Consider the following 13,350-nt stretch of genomic DNA (forward strand, 5'->3'; position numbering starts at 1 on the left):
AATCAATTCCCAAACATCAGTGCTGTCAGCACGAAATCCAATCCCAACACCGCCAGCGACGAATGTACCACGGTACGCGTCGTTGCCCGGCTAATCCCTTCAGAGGTCGGTACCGCATCATACCCGTTGAAAATGGCAATCCAGGTCACGGTGATGGCGAATACCACGCTCTTGAGCAGGCAGTTGAGCAAGTCTTTTCTCCACTCCACTGCGCCCTGCATCGCCGACCAGAAGAAGCCGCTGTCGATGCCCTTCCAATCTACGCCGACTATCGAACCACCCCAGATGCCCACCGCGACGAAGATAATCGTCAGCAGAGGCATGCTGATCAAGCCGGCCCAAAAGCGTGGCGCGACAATCCGTCGCAGCGGATCGACGGCCATCATTTCCAGGCTGGAAATTTGTTCGGTCGCCTTCATCAAGCCGATTTCCGCCGTCAACGCGGAACCGGCGCGGCCGGCAAACAGCAAAGCGGTAACCACCGGCCCCAGTTCACGCAGCAGCGACAACGCCACCATCATGCCCAGGCTGGCCTCGGCGCTGTAAGTCGTCAGTACCAGATAGCCTTGCAGCCCCAGCACCATGCCGATAAACAGCCCGGAAACCATGATGATCAGCAACGATTGCACACCCACGCTGTGCATTTGCTTTAGCAACAACGGCCACTGTTTACGCGGCTCCGGACGCCCGACCAGCGCGTTGAACAACATCAACCCCGCGCGCCCAAAGCTGGCGCTGGTATTGATGCCACGGCGCCCTAACGACGCTAACGCCTGTAATAACATGAGCTTATTTACTCCCTAAGCCTAACAGCTCGGCCTGGTAATCCCCGGCCGGATAACGGAAGGGTACCGGCCCATCGGCAATACCATCCAGGAACTGGCGCACGCGCGCATCAGGATTGTTCTGTAATTGTGGCGTCGTCCCTTCGGCAATCACCCGGTGATCGGCCACGATATACGCGTAGTCGGCGATGCTCAGCACTTCCGGCACATCGTGCGAAACCACGATGCAGGTGATGCCCAGCGCATGATTCAGCTCATCGATCAACTTCACCAATACGCCCATGGTGATCGGATCCTGACCGACGAAAGGCTCATCGAACATGATCAGTTCCGGGTCGAGCGCTATCGCCCGCGCCAACGCGGCACGCCGCGCCATGCCGCCGGACAGTTCATTGGGCATCAGTTCAGCCGCGCCGCGCAAGCCGACCGCTTCCAGCTTCATCATCACCGTGCTGCGCAATATCGGTTCCGGCAAACGGCTGTGCTCACGCAGCGGGTAGGCCACGTTTTCAAACACCGTAAGATCGGTGAACAGCGCGCCGGACTGGAACAGCATGCTCATTTTCTTGCGTGCTTCATACAACTGATGGCGGGATAACGCGGGAATGTTATCGCCGTCGAACCAGATCTCGCCGCGGTCCGGTGCGAGTTGGCCGCCAATCAGGCGCAGCAGCGTGGTTTTACCAATACCGGACGGCCCCATGATCGCCGTGACCTTGCCACGGGGAACCGTCAGGTTGATGTCTTCGAATATCAGTCGATCGCCGCGCGAGAAACTCATGTCGCGCACTTCGACCAGATTCTCTGCATTTTGGTGCATGTTAATGGATCCTTTACGGCTCATTTTTGCCAAATCTACCCACGATGTTAAAGCAACGGACGCAACGCGTCTCATCTTTACAAAAACTTACCGGTATTTCGCTACCAATGGTGCGCTAAGGCTGCACCTGATTTTACTTTTACGCGCCACCCGGTCAAAATTGCTCATATAACGAAAAAAACGAATCTGTTCATATATTAGCCGGGAAAACCCGTTGCTGCGGCTTTAGCCTGCGCAACGGAGGGCAAAGCAAGATAGCCGAATTTCGGCTTTTAACCAACGAACCGGGTTGATACCCAACAAAGGACCCTGCATGTTTCTCGCGATAGCTTTACTCATCGTTGGTTTATTTTTACTGGTGTATGGCGCAGACCGCTTAGTTTACGGTGCTGCGGTGATTTCCCGTTCGCTTGGCGTGCCGCCGTTAATCATCGGCATGACCGTCGTCGGTATCGGTACATCGCTGCCGGAGCTGTTCGTGTCGACCACCGCCGCGCTGAATGGGCAGATAGATATGGCCGTGGGGAACGTATTAGGTTCCAACATTGCCAATATATTGTTGATCCTTGGCGTGGCGGCACTGATTCACCCGCTGGCGGCGCGCTCCGAGGTACTGCGCCGCGAACTGCCGCTGATGTTAGCGGTCACAGTATTGTGCGGTTTCGTGCTGATGGACGGCACCCTGAGCCGGCTGGATGGCGTGGTGCTGTTGGCCGCCGCCGCCGCCTTCATTTTGTTGATGCTGAAAATTGCCCGGCTGGCGCAGCGCGAAGGCAGCGACAGCCTGACCGTGGAACAACTCGCCGAGCTGCCGCAAGACAGCAGCAACACCGTGGCGGTGCTGTGGCTGGTGCTGGCGTTCATTATTCTGCCGCTGTCGTCCAAAATGGTGGTCGATAACGCCACGGTAATTGCGCATTATTTTGGCATGAGCGAACTGGTGGTCGGCTTGACCCTCATCGCCATCGGCACCAGCCTGCCGGAGTTGGCCACATCCATCGCCGGGGCACTAAAGGGTGAGGATGATATGGCGATTGGTAATATCATCGGCTCCAACATTTTCAACACGGTGATCGTGCTGGGCGTTCCCGCCCTGTTGTCGCCGGGCAGCGTCGATTCTGCCGCCTTCCACCGCGATTATTGGGTCATGCTGGCGGTCAGCATTGTGCTCAGCGCCCTGTGCATCGGGCGAAAACATCGTATCGGTCATCTGGCGGGCGCTCTGTTATTATGTGGCTTTATTGCGTATCTTGCGGTGCTGTTTTTTAATCCTTTCAGTACTTTCGGCTAAACCGACGGGAATGAACATGTCGAACATTCAGTTGCAACCGGGCTTTGATTTTCAACAGGCAGGCAAAGAAGTGCTGCAGATTGAGCGTGACGGGCTGGCCCAGCTCGATCGGTACATCAATGCAGACTTTACCCGCGCCTGCGAATTGATCGCCGGCTGCTGCGGTAAAGTGGTCGTGATGGGCATGGGCAAATCCGGGCATATTGGCTGCAAGATCGCCGCGACCTTCGCCAGCACCGGCACGCCCTCATTCTTCGTTCATCCGGCGGAGGCCAGCCACGGCGACCTCGGCATGGTGACGGCACAAGATATCGTGCTCGCCATTTCCAACTCCGGCGAGTCCAACGAGATCCAGGCTCTTATCCCAGTCTTGAAGCGCCAGCAAATCCCGCTGATCTGCATGACCAACAATCCGGAAAGCTCGATGGGCAAAGCGGCGGATATTCACCTGTGCATCAAGGTGCCGCAGGAGGCCTGCCCGCTTGGCCTGGCGCCAACCACCAGCACCACCGCGACCCTGGTGATGGGTGATGCGCTGGCGGTGGCATTGCTGAAAGCCCGCGGTTTCACACCGGAAGATTTTGCGCTGTCGCACCCCGGTGGCGCCCTGGGCCGCAGGTTGCTGCTGCGCGTTTGCGACATCATGCACAGCGGCGACGAAATCCCGCACGTCAGCGCCGATGCATCGCTGCGCGACGCGTTGCTGGAAATCACGCGCAAAAACCTGGGCATGACGGTCATCTGCGACGATCTGATGAAAATCGCCGGTATCTTTACCGATGGTGACCTGCGGCGGATATTTGATATGGGCATCAACCTCAATGAAGCCCGGATCGTCGATGTCATGACGCTCGGCGGCGTACGGGTTCGCCCGAACCTGCTGGCGGTCGATGCATTGAACCTGATGCAGCAGCGCCATATCACCGCGCTGCTGGTTGCCGATGGCGACCAATTGCTGGGTGTGGTACATATGCATGACATGCTGCGCGCCGGCGTCGTTTAATTAAAGGAATAGAACTCAATGAGTCTGGTTGAAACCTGCTACGGGCCTGTAGAACAAGACGTCATGGCGCGTGCCGGAAAAATCCGCCTGCTGATTTGCGATGTCGACGGCGTGCTGTCGGACGGCCTGATTTTTATGGGCAACAACGGCGAAGAATTGAAAGCGTTCAACGTGCGCGACGGTTACGGCATTCGCTGCCTGAAGACGTCGGATATCGACGTGGCAATTATCACCGGCCGTTCAGCCAAGCTGCTGGAAGATCGGGCGAAAACCCTCGGCATCACCCATCTGTATCAAGGGCAGTCCGATAAGCTTTTGGCCTTCCGCGAACTGTTGGATACACTGTCGTTAAACGCGGATCAGGTGGCCTATATCGGTGACGACCTGATCGACTGGCCGGTGATGGCTCAGGTTGGCCTGGCGGTCGCCGTAGCGGATGCACATCCGTTGCTGACGCCAAGAGCCCACTATGTTACCCGTATTGCCGGCGGCCGTGGCGCGGTGCGCGAACTGTGCGACATTATACTGTTGGCGCAGAATAAGCTGGAGGACGCCAAAGGGCTGTCGATATGAGCAAAACCAAACTTTGGATCACCCTCCTTTTGGCGGTGATCGCCCTGGCGTTGATTGGCTGGAACATGACTGATTTCAGTGATGATGCGCTTCCTGGCCCCGTTAATGATCAGGACCCGACTTATCAGAGCCAGCACACGGTCACCATAGTGTACAATCCGGCCGGTAAGCTGAGTTACAAGCTGGTGGCGGAAGACGTGAAGTATTATACCGCCGATGAATTAAGCTGGTTTACCCAGCCGGTGATGACGCTGTTTGATGAAAACGCGGTGGCCACCTGGTCAGTTCGCGCCGATCGCGCCAAACTGACTAAAGACAGAATGCTGTATCTTTACGGCCACGTTGAGGTGAACAGCCTGACCACCACCTCACAGCTGGAAAAAATTAAAACGGACAATGCTCAGGTGAATCTGGTGACCCAGGATGTCGCTTCGGATGATGAAGTGACCCTCTACGGGACAAACTTTACCTCGAACGGCATGAAAATGCGTGGGAACCTGCGGGCCAAAACCGCTGAGCTGATTGATAAGGTTAAGACCAACTATGAAATTCAAAACCAAAAAACAACGCCGTAATCTGTTGATCGGAAGCCTCATTTTGGCCGCCAGCGCACCCGCATGGGCGCTGAAATCTGACTCCAACCAACCGGTGAGCATCGACTCGCTGAAACAGTCTCTGGATATGCAGAGCAACGTCAGCACCTTTACCGATAACGTGGTGATCAAGCAAGGCACCATCGACATCAAAGCGGATAAAGTGGTCGTTACCCGTCCAGGCGGCGATCAGAGCAAAACTTATATCGAAGCCTTTGGCAATCCGGTCACCTTCTACCAGATGCAAGACAGCGGCAAGCCGGTAAAAGGCCATGCGCAGAAGGTCCGTTACGATGTGGCTTCACAGTTGGTGACCCTGACCGGGAACGCCTATCTGGAACAGCTCGACAGCAACGTGAAGGGCGATCGCATCACCTACCTGGTGCAACAGCAGCAAATGCAGGCGTTCAGCGATAAAGGCAAACGCGTGACTACGGTTCTGGTACCGTCGCAGTTGCAAGACAAAAACGGGCAAAAGAAGAGTAACTAATCACTTATGGCTACACTCATCGCAGAAAACCTGGCGAAAGCCTACAAAGGCCGTAAAGTTGTTGAAGACGTCAGCCTGAAAGTGAAATCCGGCGAGATCGTCGGCCTGCTGGGGCCAAACGGCGCCGGCAAGACCACCACCTTCTACATGGTGGTCGGCATCGTTCAACGTGACGCCGGCCGTATCGTGATTGACGAAGAAGACATCAGCCTGCTGCCGCTGCACGCCCGTGCGCGTCGCGGCATTGGCTATTTGCCGCAGGAAGCGTCGATCTTCCGTCGCCTGAGCGTGTATGACAACCTGATGGCCGTCCTGGAGATCCGCGAGGATCTCAGCAGCGAGCAGCGTGCGGACCGCGCGGTTGAGCTGATGGAAGAGTTTCATATCTCCCATCTGCGCGATAACCTGGGCCAGGCGTTGTCCGGTGGCGAACGCCGCCGTGTGGAGATCGCCCGCGCGTTGGCGGCTAACCCGAAATTCATCCTGCTGGATGAGCCGTTCGCCGGGGTTGATCCCATTTCCGTTATCGACATTAAAAAAATTATCGAGCACTTGCGTGACAGCGGCCTGGGCGTGCTGATCACCGACCACAACGTGCGCGAAACGCTGGACGTGTGTGAACGTGCCTATATCGTCAGCCAGGGCAAACTGATTGCTCACGGCACGCCGGATGCCATTTTGGCTGACGAGCAGGTGAAACGCGTTTATCTGGGCGAAGAATTCCGCCTCTGAGTGCCGGCGCGTCCTGATGGACGACTGTTAACGGAAGTAGACTGAAGATTATGAAGCAAGGTTTGCAACTCAGGCTCAGCCAACAACTGGCCATGACCCCCCAGCTCCAGCAGGCTATCCGCCTGCTGCAGTTGTCCACGCTTGAGCTCCAGCAGGAGATACAGCTGGCGTTAGAGAGCAATCCCCTGCTTGAGCAGACCGATCTGCACGAAGAAATCGACGCCAAAGAGACTACCGAGACCGAAGGGCTGGATACCCGCGAGGCGCTGGAACAAAAGGACATGCCCGAAGAGCTGCCGCTGGACGCCACCTGGGACGAAATCTACACCGCAGGTACACCGTCCGGCACCGGCACCGATTACAGCGATGATGAGTTGCCGGTCTATCAGGGCGAAACCACCCAGACGCTGCAGGATTACCTGATGTGGCAGGTGGATCTCACGCCATTCTCTGATACCGATGTCGCCATTGCCACCTCGATAGTCGACGCCGTCGACGACACCGGCTATCTCACCGTGCCGCTGGAAGATATTTTGGAGAGCATGGGTGACGAGAGTGTGACAATGGACGAAGTCGAAGCGGTTTTGAAGCGCGTACAGCGTTTTGATCCGGTTGGCGTCGCCGCACGCGATCTGCGCGACTGTCTGCTGATCCAGCTTTCCCAGTACGCAAAAGATACGCCCTACCTGGCTGAAGCACGCCTGATCATCAGTGAACATCTGGCTCTGTTGGCCAATCACGACTTTCGCAGCCTGATGCGAACAACCCGGCTAAAAGAAGATACACTGAAAGAAGCGATGCTGCTGATACAGTCTCTTGATCCGCGCCCGGGCCAGTCGATCAATACTGGCGAGTCGGAATACGTGATCCCGGACGTGCTGGTACGCAAAGTGCAGAACAGTTGGACGGTAGAGCTCAACGCCGACAGCATTCCGCGGCTGAAGATCAACCAGCAGTACGCCGCAATGGGCAGCAGCGCTCGTAACGACAGTGACGGCCAGTATATCCGCAGCAATCTGCAGGAAGCGAAATGGCTGATCAAGAGCCTGGAAAGCCGTAACGACACCTTGCTGAAAGTCACGCGCTGCATCGTTGAGCAGCAACAGGCATTCTTTGAACAGGGTGCTGAATTTATGAAGCCCATGGTGCTGGCGGATATCGCCCAGGCCGTGGAGATGCATGAATCGACAATCTCACGCGTCACCACGCAGAAGTTTCTGCACAGTCCGCGCGGCATTTTCGAGTTGAAATATTTCTTCTCCAGCCACGTGAATACCGACAGCGGGGGCGAAGCGTCCTCTACGGCGATCCGAGCGTTAGTGAAGAAATTGATTGCGGCGGAAAACCCCGCTAAACCGCTCAGCGACAGCAAGCTGGTCACCCTGCTCTCCGATCAGGGGATCATCGTGGCGCGGCGTACTGTCGCCAAGTACCGAGAGTCTTTGTCCATCCCGCCGTCCAACCAGCGTAAACAGTTGGTTTGACCTCAATAGAGAAGGAAGACACTATGCAGCTCAACATTACCGGACACCACATCGAAATCACCGAACCTTTACGCGAGTTCGTGAATACCAAGTTCGCCAAGCTCGAACAGTATTTTGACCGCATAAATCAGGTGTATGTCGTGCTTAGCGTGGAAAAAGTGCAGCAGATTGCGGAAGCGACGGTGCACGTGAATGGAGGCGAGTTGCACGCCACCTCGGAAGACGAGAACATGTATGCCGCAATTGACACCCTGATCGACAAACTGGCGCGTCAATTGAACAAACATAAAGACAAACTGAAACAACACTGACATTCTGGGCCGTTTCCGTCAGCGGGCACGGCTCAAACATAGCCCAGGTCGTCGGCGCGTTACCTGTATTACCCTGAATAATTGGCGTTGCATCGAGGTGGCATGAGCACTTATCCCGCGAGCTTACACAGGTAAGTGATTCGGGTAAGTCAGCGCAGCCAACACAGAGACAGCTTCAAGTATGACGGGTATGGGTACCGCGCCGATAAGCCATCAGGGTTAAACAAGGCGAAAAATCACCTCACAAGGCAGCTTGATGGTGTGGTTTTAAGTGAAGATGAGATGAACAACGAAACAATGCAATTAAGCTCGGTGTTAAACATCGAGTGCACCAAAAGCTCGGTACACTGCACCAGCAAGAAACGGGCTTTGGAGATTATCAGCGAACTGGCTGCAAAACAGCTCAACCTGCCATCGCAGGTGGTGTTTGACGCGGTTCTCACCCGGGAGCGCATGGGCAGTACCGGTATCGGCAACGGTATCGCCATTCCCCATGGCAAACTGGAAGAGGACACACTGCGGGCCGTTGGCGTGTTTATCCGTCTCGACCAACCCATTGCCTTTGACGCCATTGATAACCAGCCGGTCGACTTGCTGTTCGCCTTGCTGGTGCCGGCTGACCAATGTAAAACCCATTTGCATACCCTGTCGCTGGTCGCCAAGCGCCTGGCCGACAAAACCGTATGCCGCCTGCGCTCGGCGCAAAGCGACGAAGAGCTTTACCAGATCATTACCGAGTAACGCCCGGCTGGCGTGACTTCCAGCCAGGATAACGATACTGTTTAGCTATGATGGGTTTCGGCTCAGGCCGGAATAATAAAGTTTCTAACGGTGGCGATAAACGCCACTGAGATGCCAGGGGGAGTTGCCACATGGTGCTGATGATTGTCAGCGGCCGTTCCGGTTCAGGGAAATCCGTCGCCTTGCGGGCGCTGGAAGACATGGGTTTTTACTGCGTTGATAACCTGCCCGTGGTACTGCTGCCGCAGCTTGCCAATACGCTGGCGGAACGCAACATATCCGCAGCGGTAAGCATCGACGTGCGTAACATGCCGGAATCGCCGGAAGTGTTTGAATATGCGATGACCCAATTGCCGGACTGCTTTTCTCCGCAATTGCTGTTCCTCGACGCCGACCGTAATACCCTGATTCGCCGCTACAGTGATACCCGCCGCCTGCATCCGCTCTCCACCAAGAACCTGTCGCTGGAAAGCGCGATCGATGAAGAAAGCGATCTGCTTGAGCCGTTGCGCTCAAGGGCCGATCTGCTCATCGACACGTCGGAAATGTCGGTGCATGAGCTGGCCGAAATGCTGCGTACTCGTCTGTTGGGTAAACGCGAGCGCGAACTGACCATGGTATTCGAATCCTTCGGCTTTAAGCACGGCATCCCGATCGACGCCGATTACGTCTTCGACGTACGCTTCCTGCCGAACCCGCACTGGGATCCGAAACTGCGCCCGATGACCGGCCTGGATAAACCGGTCGCCTCGTTCCTCGATCGTCACACTGAAGTGCATAACTTTATCTACCAGACGCGAAGCTATCTGGAACAGTGGCTGCCGATGCTGGAAACCAACAACCGCAGCTACCTGACGGTGGCGATTGGCTGTACCGGCGGTAAACACCGTTCCGTCTACGTAGCCGAACAGCTGGCCGACTACTTCCGCTCACGCGGCAAGAATGTGCAATCGCGCCACCGGACGCTGGAAAAACGTAAACAATGACGGTCAAGCAAACGGTTGAAATCAAAAACAAACTCGGTATGCACGCTCGCCCGGCAATGAAGCTGTTCGAACTGGTGCAGAGTTTTGACGCCGAAGTGATGCTGCGTAACGACAGCGGCACCGAGGCCGAAGCCAGCAGCGTGATTGCGCTGCTGATGCTGGATTCCGCACAGGGGCGGCACATCGAAGTGGAAGCCACCGGCCCGGATGAGGTGAAAGCGCTGAATGCGGTGATTGAACTGATTAATTCCGGGTTTGATGAAGACTAACTTCCCCGCAACAAAGAAGTAAACCCCAGGAACGCGCCCTTTATGGCGCGTTTAATATTTTTTGGCTCATCGCTTAAATCCGGCTCAAACAGTCCAGCGCCACCGCCTTGAAGCTGTCGAAATTATCGCTGCCCAACAGGCGGCTCATCGAACGTTCGCGTACAAAAGTGACGAACAGATCGTAAATCGCCATCGCCTCTTCGTAGTCGCTTTTGCTGATCGCCAGCAGGAAAATCACATGGGCAATCTCACCGTCGCCCCACACCACGCCCTGCGGCGCCAGCAGCGTCATCACCACGGTTTTTTTCGCCAGCAATCCCAACGAGTGCGGCAGTGCAATACCTTCGCCCAGCATGGTCGACACTATCGCTTCGCGCTCCACTACCGACGGGTAAAAATCGTCGCCGACATACCCTTCCTGCTCCAGTTGAACGCACACGTTTCGGAACAGCTCCGCCTGCGTCAGCGGCTCATTGACCACCCTGAAATGCGCGGCGTCGAAGAACTTCTCCAGCATGTAGGGTTTGGTACGATCCACCAGCACCAGTTTACCCAGCTGTTCCAACTGGTAGTCGGTAGGAAACGGCGACATCACCACCACCGGTTTGTTCTTTTCGCTGACCCGCGCGTTGGAAATGACAAAATCTTCGTCGATATGAGTGAGTACCTCGTAATCGCGCAGCGAAACGATGCGCGTCATCACCAGCTGCGGGTACTTGCGTGCAATCTGCGCCTGGATCATGCGCACCGTTGAGTTACCGGTATCGCACACCAGCATCACCTGCGGATGGCGCTCGTAGCCGATGTTGTAGTGCCGTTCCAACCCAACGCCGATATGCAGCACCAGATAGCCGATTTCGTTTTCGCTCAGGGTGTAAGGCGTGTATTTTCCCCAGCTCGATACCGCCGCCAGCGTCACGTCATAGGCCATCGGATAGTGTTGTTTGATGTTGGCCAATAGCGGGTTGGGAATATTAATCTGGTATTTCACCCGGGTAATCATGGTCTTGATATGGGTGAGCAAGTCCGCCCGCAGTTGGCGGTCGCCCTGCAGGTTGTAGTTATAGTGCGCGTTGATGTACGACAAAATGTAGTCCACCAGCGCTTCTTCGTCGTCGGCGTTAATCTCGGTCGGCTGCACGTCCTGCACCCGGCGCGCGGCAATATTCACCCTGAGGTAGGCCTCTTCCGCCATCGACACCTCTTTGCCGCTGGCCTTGCGCAGTTCCCCCGCCAGCCAGGTGGACACCTTGCGCACCGCGTCATCGCCGTCTTCAACGTCAAAGTCCGACAGCGGGTAGCCATCGCTGATGCGCCGCAGCGCCACCGCGCAGTAAAAAATCAAATACTGCTCACCTTCATCCGTCAGGCGGATGGCGTATTGCGACAGCAGCGGATGCAGCAGCCCGGCAAAGGTCGCCACCTGCGGTTGCAGCAGGATTTCATTGTTGAGCAACGGGTTTTCGGCATCGGCCAGATGCAGTTGGAATAACAGATCGGTCAGGCAAGCGCGGATCGCCATCTCCGAGCCGAACAGCTTCATGCCATAGCGTGGTTTGGTTTCAATGGTTAATTGATAGTTCGCCAGGCGCTCTCTCACCTCAGCCATGTCGTTTTGCAGCGTTCCACGGCTGACAAACCATTCATCGGCCAAATCTTCCAGCTTCAGGGAAAAGGCTGAGGTCAAAAAACGAATCAGCAGATAGTGCACCCGCTCTTGCGCACTGCGTGGCGTGGCATGCTTTTTGCGCTCTCTATGCTGCAAGGCGCTGAACAGCGCGGCATCATCCACCTGCAGGCGATAGCCCGCCCCACGGCTATGCACAAAGCGAGCGCCGTATTTTTCCAGGATATCGTTCAACGCGGTGATATCGGCACGCACGGTACGGGTGGATACCGCAAAGCGCTTCGCCAACTCATCCTGCGGCAAGGTCTCGGACTGCAAAGCGTCGAACAGATAGGCCAAACGCGGGTAGGGAAATCGTACCATGCTCTTTCCGTCAATTAAGGTGCCCACCTGGGGAAATCAGGCGGGCAACGAGTTACTTCGCCACCGGCAGGAACACCATTTGCGAGGGGCTGCCTACCGGCGTATAGCCCTCAACAAAGCTGAGTTTGCCGCTGGCCTTGTCCAGGCTGAAACGGGTGACGTTATCGCTGCGCTGATTCATCGCATAGAGATAATGCCCGTCCGGGCTCAGCGTCAACGATCGCGGATAGTCACCGCGCGTCCAGATTTCCGCCACCGGTTTCAGTTCGCCATCGGTGCCAACGCTGAACTGCGCGATGCTGTTATGCAGCCGGTTGGCGACATACAGATTCTTGCCGTCCTCACTCAGGACCAACCCCGAGGCAAAGCTGGTGCCCTTATAATCGGCAGGCAGTGAAGAGACAGTATGTAATTGTTTCAGAGTACCTTTTTGGCTGTCAAAACGGTAGCTGGTCAGCGTCGAAGCCTCTTCGTTCACCAACAGCACCGTCTTGCCGTCCGGATGGAACACAAAGTGACGCGGGCCGGCACCGGCGGAAGAGGCGGCGATCCACGGCGGATCGTTTGGCGTCAGTTGGCCGCTTGCGCCGTCAAAGCGCCACTGGTAGAGGCGATCCAGCCCCAGATCGGTGGAAAATACAAACTTGCCGCTCGGATCACAGGCGATCATATGCGCGTGCGGGCCATTATGGTCGCTGGCGGCGAAACTGCCCTCCACCGCCGCCGCAGGTTTGCTCGCGCCTGCCGGCCCCTGATCCTGTTGCACTGAACTGGCATTGCCCAATTTGCCGTCACTCTCAACCGGGAACGCCGCCACGGTGCCGCTGACGTAGTTCGCCACCAGCAGATGGCGGCCGTCCGGCGTCAGGGAAAGGTAAACCGGCCCCGCGCCCTGCGAATCAACCTGATTCAGCTGCGTCAGCCCGCCATCAACCGGGTTGATGCGATAAGCGATGATGCCACCGTGCTTGCTGCCGTTAAAATCGGCCACTTCGCTGGCGACATACAGCGTCCGGCCTTGGGCATCCAGGGTAAGCTGCGCCGGATTAGGCTGGTTGCTGACCAGCGTTTTCGCGCTCAGCGCGCCGCTGGCCGGATCAACCTGCACCCGGTAAACGCCTTCGCCGTTAGGGTTGTAAGTACCGATATAAGCAAAATGAGATGACGTGGAGTTCATTGCATCCTCAGCATGCAGCGCCGGGCTGGCGATAGCCAGCAGCGCCAGGGTTAACGCAGTACGTAAGGGGGAAGCCTGCCAGTTTCGCATGATTGTCCTTATTGT

Annotated in this window: 15 protein-coding genes; 11 read left to right on the plus strand and 4 right to left on the minus strand. The window is 56.4% G+C overall.

Going from position 1 to position 13,350, the window contains the following annotated elements; genetic code table 11:
• Window positions 1-2: 2 nt before the first annotated feature.
• Window positions 3-785, minus strand: a complete 783-nt coding sequence (gene mlaE / locus SPL01S_RS15175; RefSeq protein ID WP_004948524.1) for a lipid asymmetry maintenance ABC transporter permease subunit MlaE — start codon at window positions 783-785, stop codon at window positions 3-5.
• A gap of 4 nt (window positions 786-789) precedes the next feature.
• Window positions 790-1,605 (minus strand): phospholipid ABC transporter ATP-binding protein MlaF, encoded by an 816-nt coding sequence (mlaF, locus tag SPL01S_RS15180; RefSeq protein WP_004948525.1) that lies wholly within the window; start codon window positions 1,603-1,605, stop codon window positions 790-792.
• Between the two features lie 313 nt (window positions 1,606-1,918).
• On the opposite strand from mlaF, the gene SPL01S_RS15185 reads away from it, so the two are divergent.
• From SPL01S_RS15185 to npr, 11 genes are all read left to right on the plus strand, one after another.
• On the plus strand, window positions 1,919-2,896 hold the full coding sequence (locus SPL01S_RS15185) for a calcium/sodium antiporter (RefSeq protein ID WP_004948527.1): 978 nt from the start codon (window positions 1,919-1,921) through the stop codon (window positions 2,894-2,896).
• Window positions 2,897-2,912: 16 nt separating this feature from the next.
• Window positions 2,913-3,899 (plus strand): arabinose-5-phosphate isomerase KdsD, encoded by a 987-nt coding sequence (gene kdsD, locus SPL01S_RS15190; RefSeq protein ID WP_004948529.1) that lies wholly within the window; start codon window positions 2,913-2,915, stop codon window positions 3,897-3,899.
• A gap of 18 nt (window positions 3,900-3,917) precedes the next feature.
• On the plus strand, window positions 3,918-4,472 hold the full coding sequence (kdsC, locus tag SPL01S_RS15195) for a 3-deoxy-manno-octulosonate-8-phosphatase KdsC (RefSeq protein ID WP_004948532.1): 555 nt from the start codon (window positions 3,918-3,920) through the stop codon (window positions 4,470-4,472).
• The gene (gene lptC / locus SPL01S_RS15200) at window positions 4,469-5,047 is read left to right on the plus strand and encodes an LPS export ABC transporter periplasmic protein LptC (protein WP_063200969.1); all 579 of its coding nucleotides are present in this window, start codon (window positions 4,469-4,471) and stop codon (window positions 5,045-5,047) included. The genes kdsC and lptC overlap by 4 nt, the downstream gene beginning before the upstream one ends.
• Complete coding sequence (gene lptA / locus SPL01S_RS15205; RefSeq protein WP_006328270.1) at window positions 5,016-5,555, plus strand: lipopolysaccharide ABC transporter substrate-binding protein LptA; 540 nt, start codon at window positions 5,016-5,018, stop codon at window positions 5,553-5,555. Before lptC ends, lptA begins: the two co-directional genes overlap by 32 nt.
• 6 nt (window positions 5,556-5,561) lie before the next feature.
• Entirely contained in the window at window positions 5,562-6,287 is a 726-nt protein-coding gene (lptB, locus tag SPL01S_RS15210) for an LPS export ABC transporter ATP-binding protein (protein ID WP_006317106.1), read from the plus strand.
• A 50-nt stretch (window positions 6,288-6,337) separates the two neighbouring features.
• Window positions 6,338-7,771: an RNA polymerase factor sigma-54 gene (rpoN, locus tag SPL01S_RS15215; RefSeq protein ID WP_063200972.1), complete on the plus strand. Its 1,434-nt coding sequence runs from the start codon at window positions 6,338-6,340 to the stop codon at window positions 7,769-7,771.
• 23 nt (window positions 7,772-7,794) lie between these two features.
• A complete protein-coding gene (gene hpf, locus SPL01S_RS15220; RefSeq protein ID WP_004948547.1) occupies window positions 7,795-8,082 on the plus strand; it encodes a ribosome hibernation promoting factor in 288 nt (95 codons plus the stop codon).
• Between the two features lie 282 nt (window positions 8,083-8,364).
• Window positions 8,365-8,823, plus strand: a complete 459-nt coding sequence (gene ptsN, locus SPL01S_RS15225) for a PTS IIA-like nitrogen regulatory protein PtsN (RefSeq protein WP_174523960.1) — start codon at window positions 8,365-8,367, stop codon at window positions 8,821-8,823.
• Window positions 8,824-8,954: 131 nt separating this feature from the next.
• Complete coding sequence (gene rapZ / locus SPL01S_RS15230) at window positions 8,955-9,809, plus strand: RNase adapter RapZ (RefSeq protein WP_004948553.1); 855 nt, start codon at window positions 8,955-8,957, stop codon at window positions 9,807-9,809.
• Window positions 9,806-10,078 carry a PTS phosphocarrier protein NPr gene (gene npr / locus SPL01S_RS15235; RefSeq protein ID WP_004948556.1) on the plus strand — a complete coding sequence of 91 codons (273 nt, stop codon included), beginning with the start codon at window positions 9,806-9,808 and terminating at the stop codon, window positions 10,076-10,078. Before rapZ ends, npr begins: the two co-directional genes overlap by 4 nt.
• A gap of 73 nt (window positions 10,079-10,151) precedes the next feature.
• On the opposite strand, the gene SPL01S_RS15240 is transcribed toward npr, so the two are convergent.
• Window positions 10,152-12,068: a BglG family transcription antiterminator gene (locus tag SPL01S_RS15240; RefSeq protein WP_063200977.1), complete on the minus strand. Its 1,917-nt coding sequence runs from the start codon at window positions 12,066-12,068 to the stop codon at window positions 10,152-10,154.
• A gap of 52 nt (window positions 12,069-12,120) precedes the next feature.
• The gene (locus SPL01S_RS15245; RefSeq protein ID WP_062868821.1) at window positions 12,121-13,335 is read right to left on the minus strand and encodes a lactonase family protein; all 1,215 of its coding nucleotides are present in this window, start codon (window positions 13,333-13,335) and stop codon (window positions 12,121-12,123) included.
• Window positions 13,336-13,350 lie beyond the last annotated feature (15 nt).

This window comes from Serratia plymuthica NBRC 102599 (assembly GCF_001590925.1).
Taxonomy (GTDB): domain Bacteria; phylum Pseudomonadota; class Gammaproteobacteria; order Enterobacterales; family Enterobacteriaceae; genus Serratia; species Serratia plymuthica.

Coding starts and splice junctions, on each gene's coding strand:
- SPL01S_RS15240 (WP_063200977.1), bottom strand. CDS start 12,068: ATGGTACGATTTCCCTACCCGCGTTTGGCCTATCTGTTCGACGCTTTG.
- ptsN (WP_174523960.1), top strand. CDS start 8,365: ATGAACAACGAAACAATGCAATTAAGCTCGGTGTTAAACATCGAGTGC.
- kdsD (WP_004948529.1), top strand. CDS start 2,913: ATGTCGAACATTCAGTTGCAACCGGGCTTTGATTTTCAACAGGCAGGC.
- rapZ (WP_004948553.1), top strand. CDS start 8,955: ATGGTGCTGATGATTGTCAGCGGCCGTTCCGGTTCAGGGAAATCCGTC.
- kdsC (WP_004948532.1), top strand. CDS start 3,918: ATGAGTCTGGTTGAAACCTGCTACGGGCCTGTAGAACAAGACGTCATG.
- hpf (WP_004948547.1), top strand. CDS start 7,795: ATGCAGCTCAACATTACCGGACACCACATCGAAATCACCGAACCTTTA.
- lptC (WP_063200969.1), top strand. CDS start 4,469: ATGAGCAAAACCAAACTTTGGATCACCCTCCTTTTGGCGGTGATCGCC.
- SPL01S_RS15245 (WP_062868821.1), bottom strand. CDS start 13,335: ATGCGAAACTGGCAGGCTTCCCCCTTACGTACTGCGTTAACCCTGGCG.
- rpoN (WP_063200972.1), top strand. CDS start 6,338: ATGAAGCAAGGTTTGCAACTCAGGCTCAGCCAACAACTGGCCATGACC.
- mlaF (WP_004948525.1), bottom strand. CDS start 1,605: ATGCACCAAAATGCAGAGAATCTGGTCGAAGTGCGCGACATGAGTTTC.
- npr (WP_004948556.1), top strand. CDS start 9,806: ATGACGGTCAAGCAAACGGTTGAAATCAAAAACAAACTCGGTATGCAC.
- lptB (WP_006317106.1), top strand. CDS start 5,562: ATGGCTACACTCATCGCAGAAAACCTGGCGAAAGCCTACAAAGGCCGT.
- mlaE (WP_004948524.1), bottom strand. CDS start 785: ATGTTATTACAGGCGTTAGCGTCGTTAGGGCGCCGTGGCATCAATACC.
- SPL01S_RS15185 (WP_004948527.1), top strand. CDS start 1,919: ATGTTTCTCGCGATAGCTTTACTCATCGTTGGTTTATTTTTACTGGTG.
- lptA (WP_006328270.1), top strand. CDS start 5,016: ATGAAATTCAAAACCAAAAAACAACGCCGTAATCTGTTGATCGGAAGC.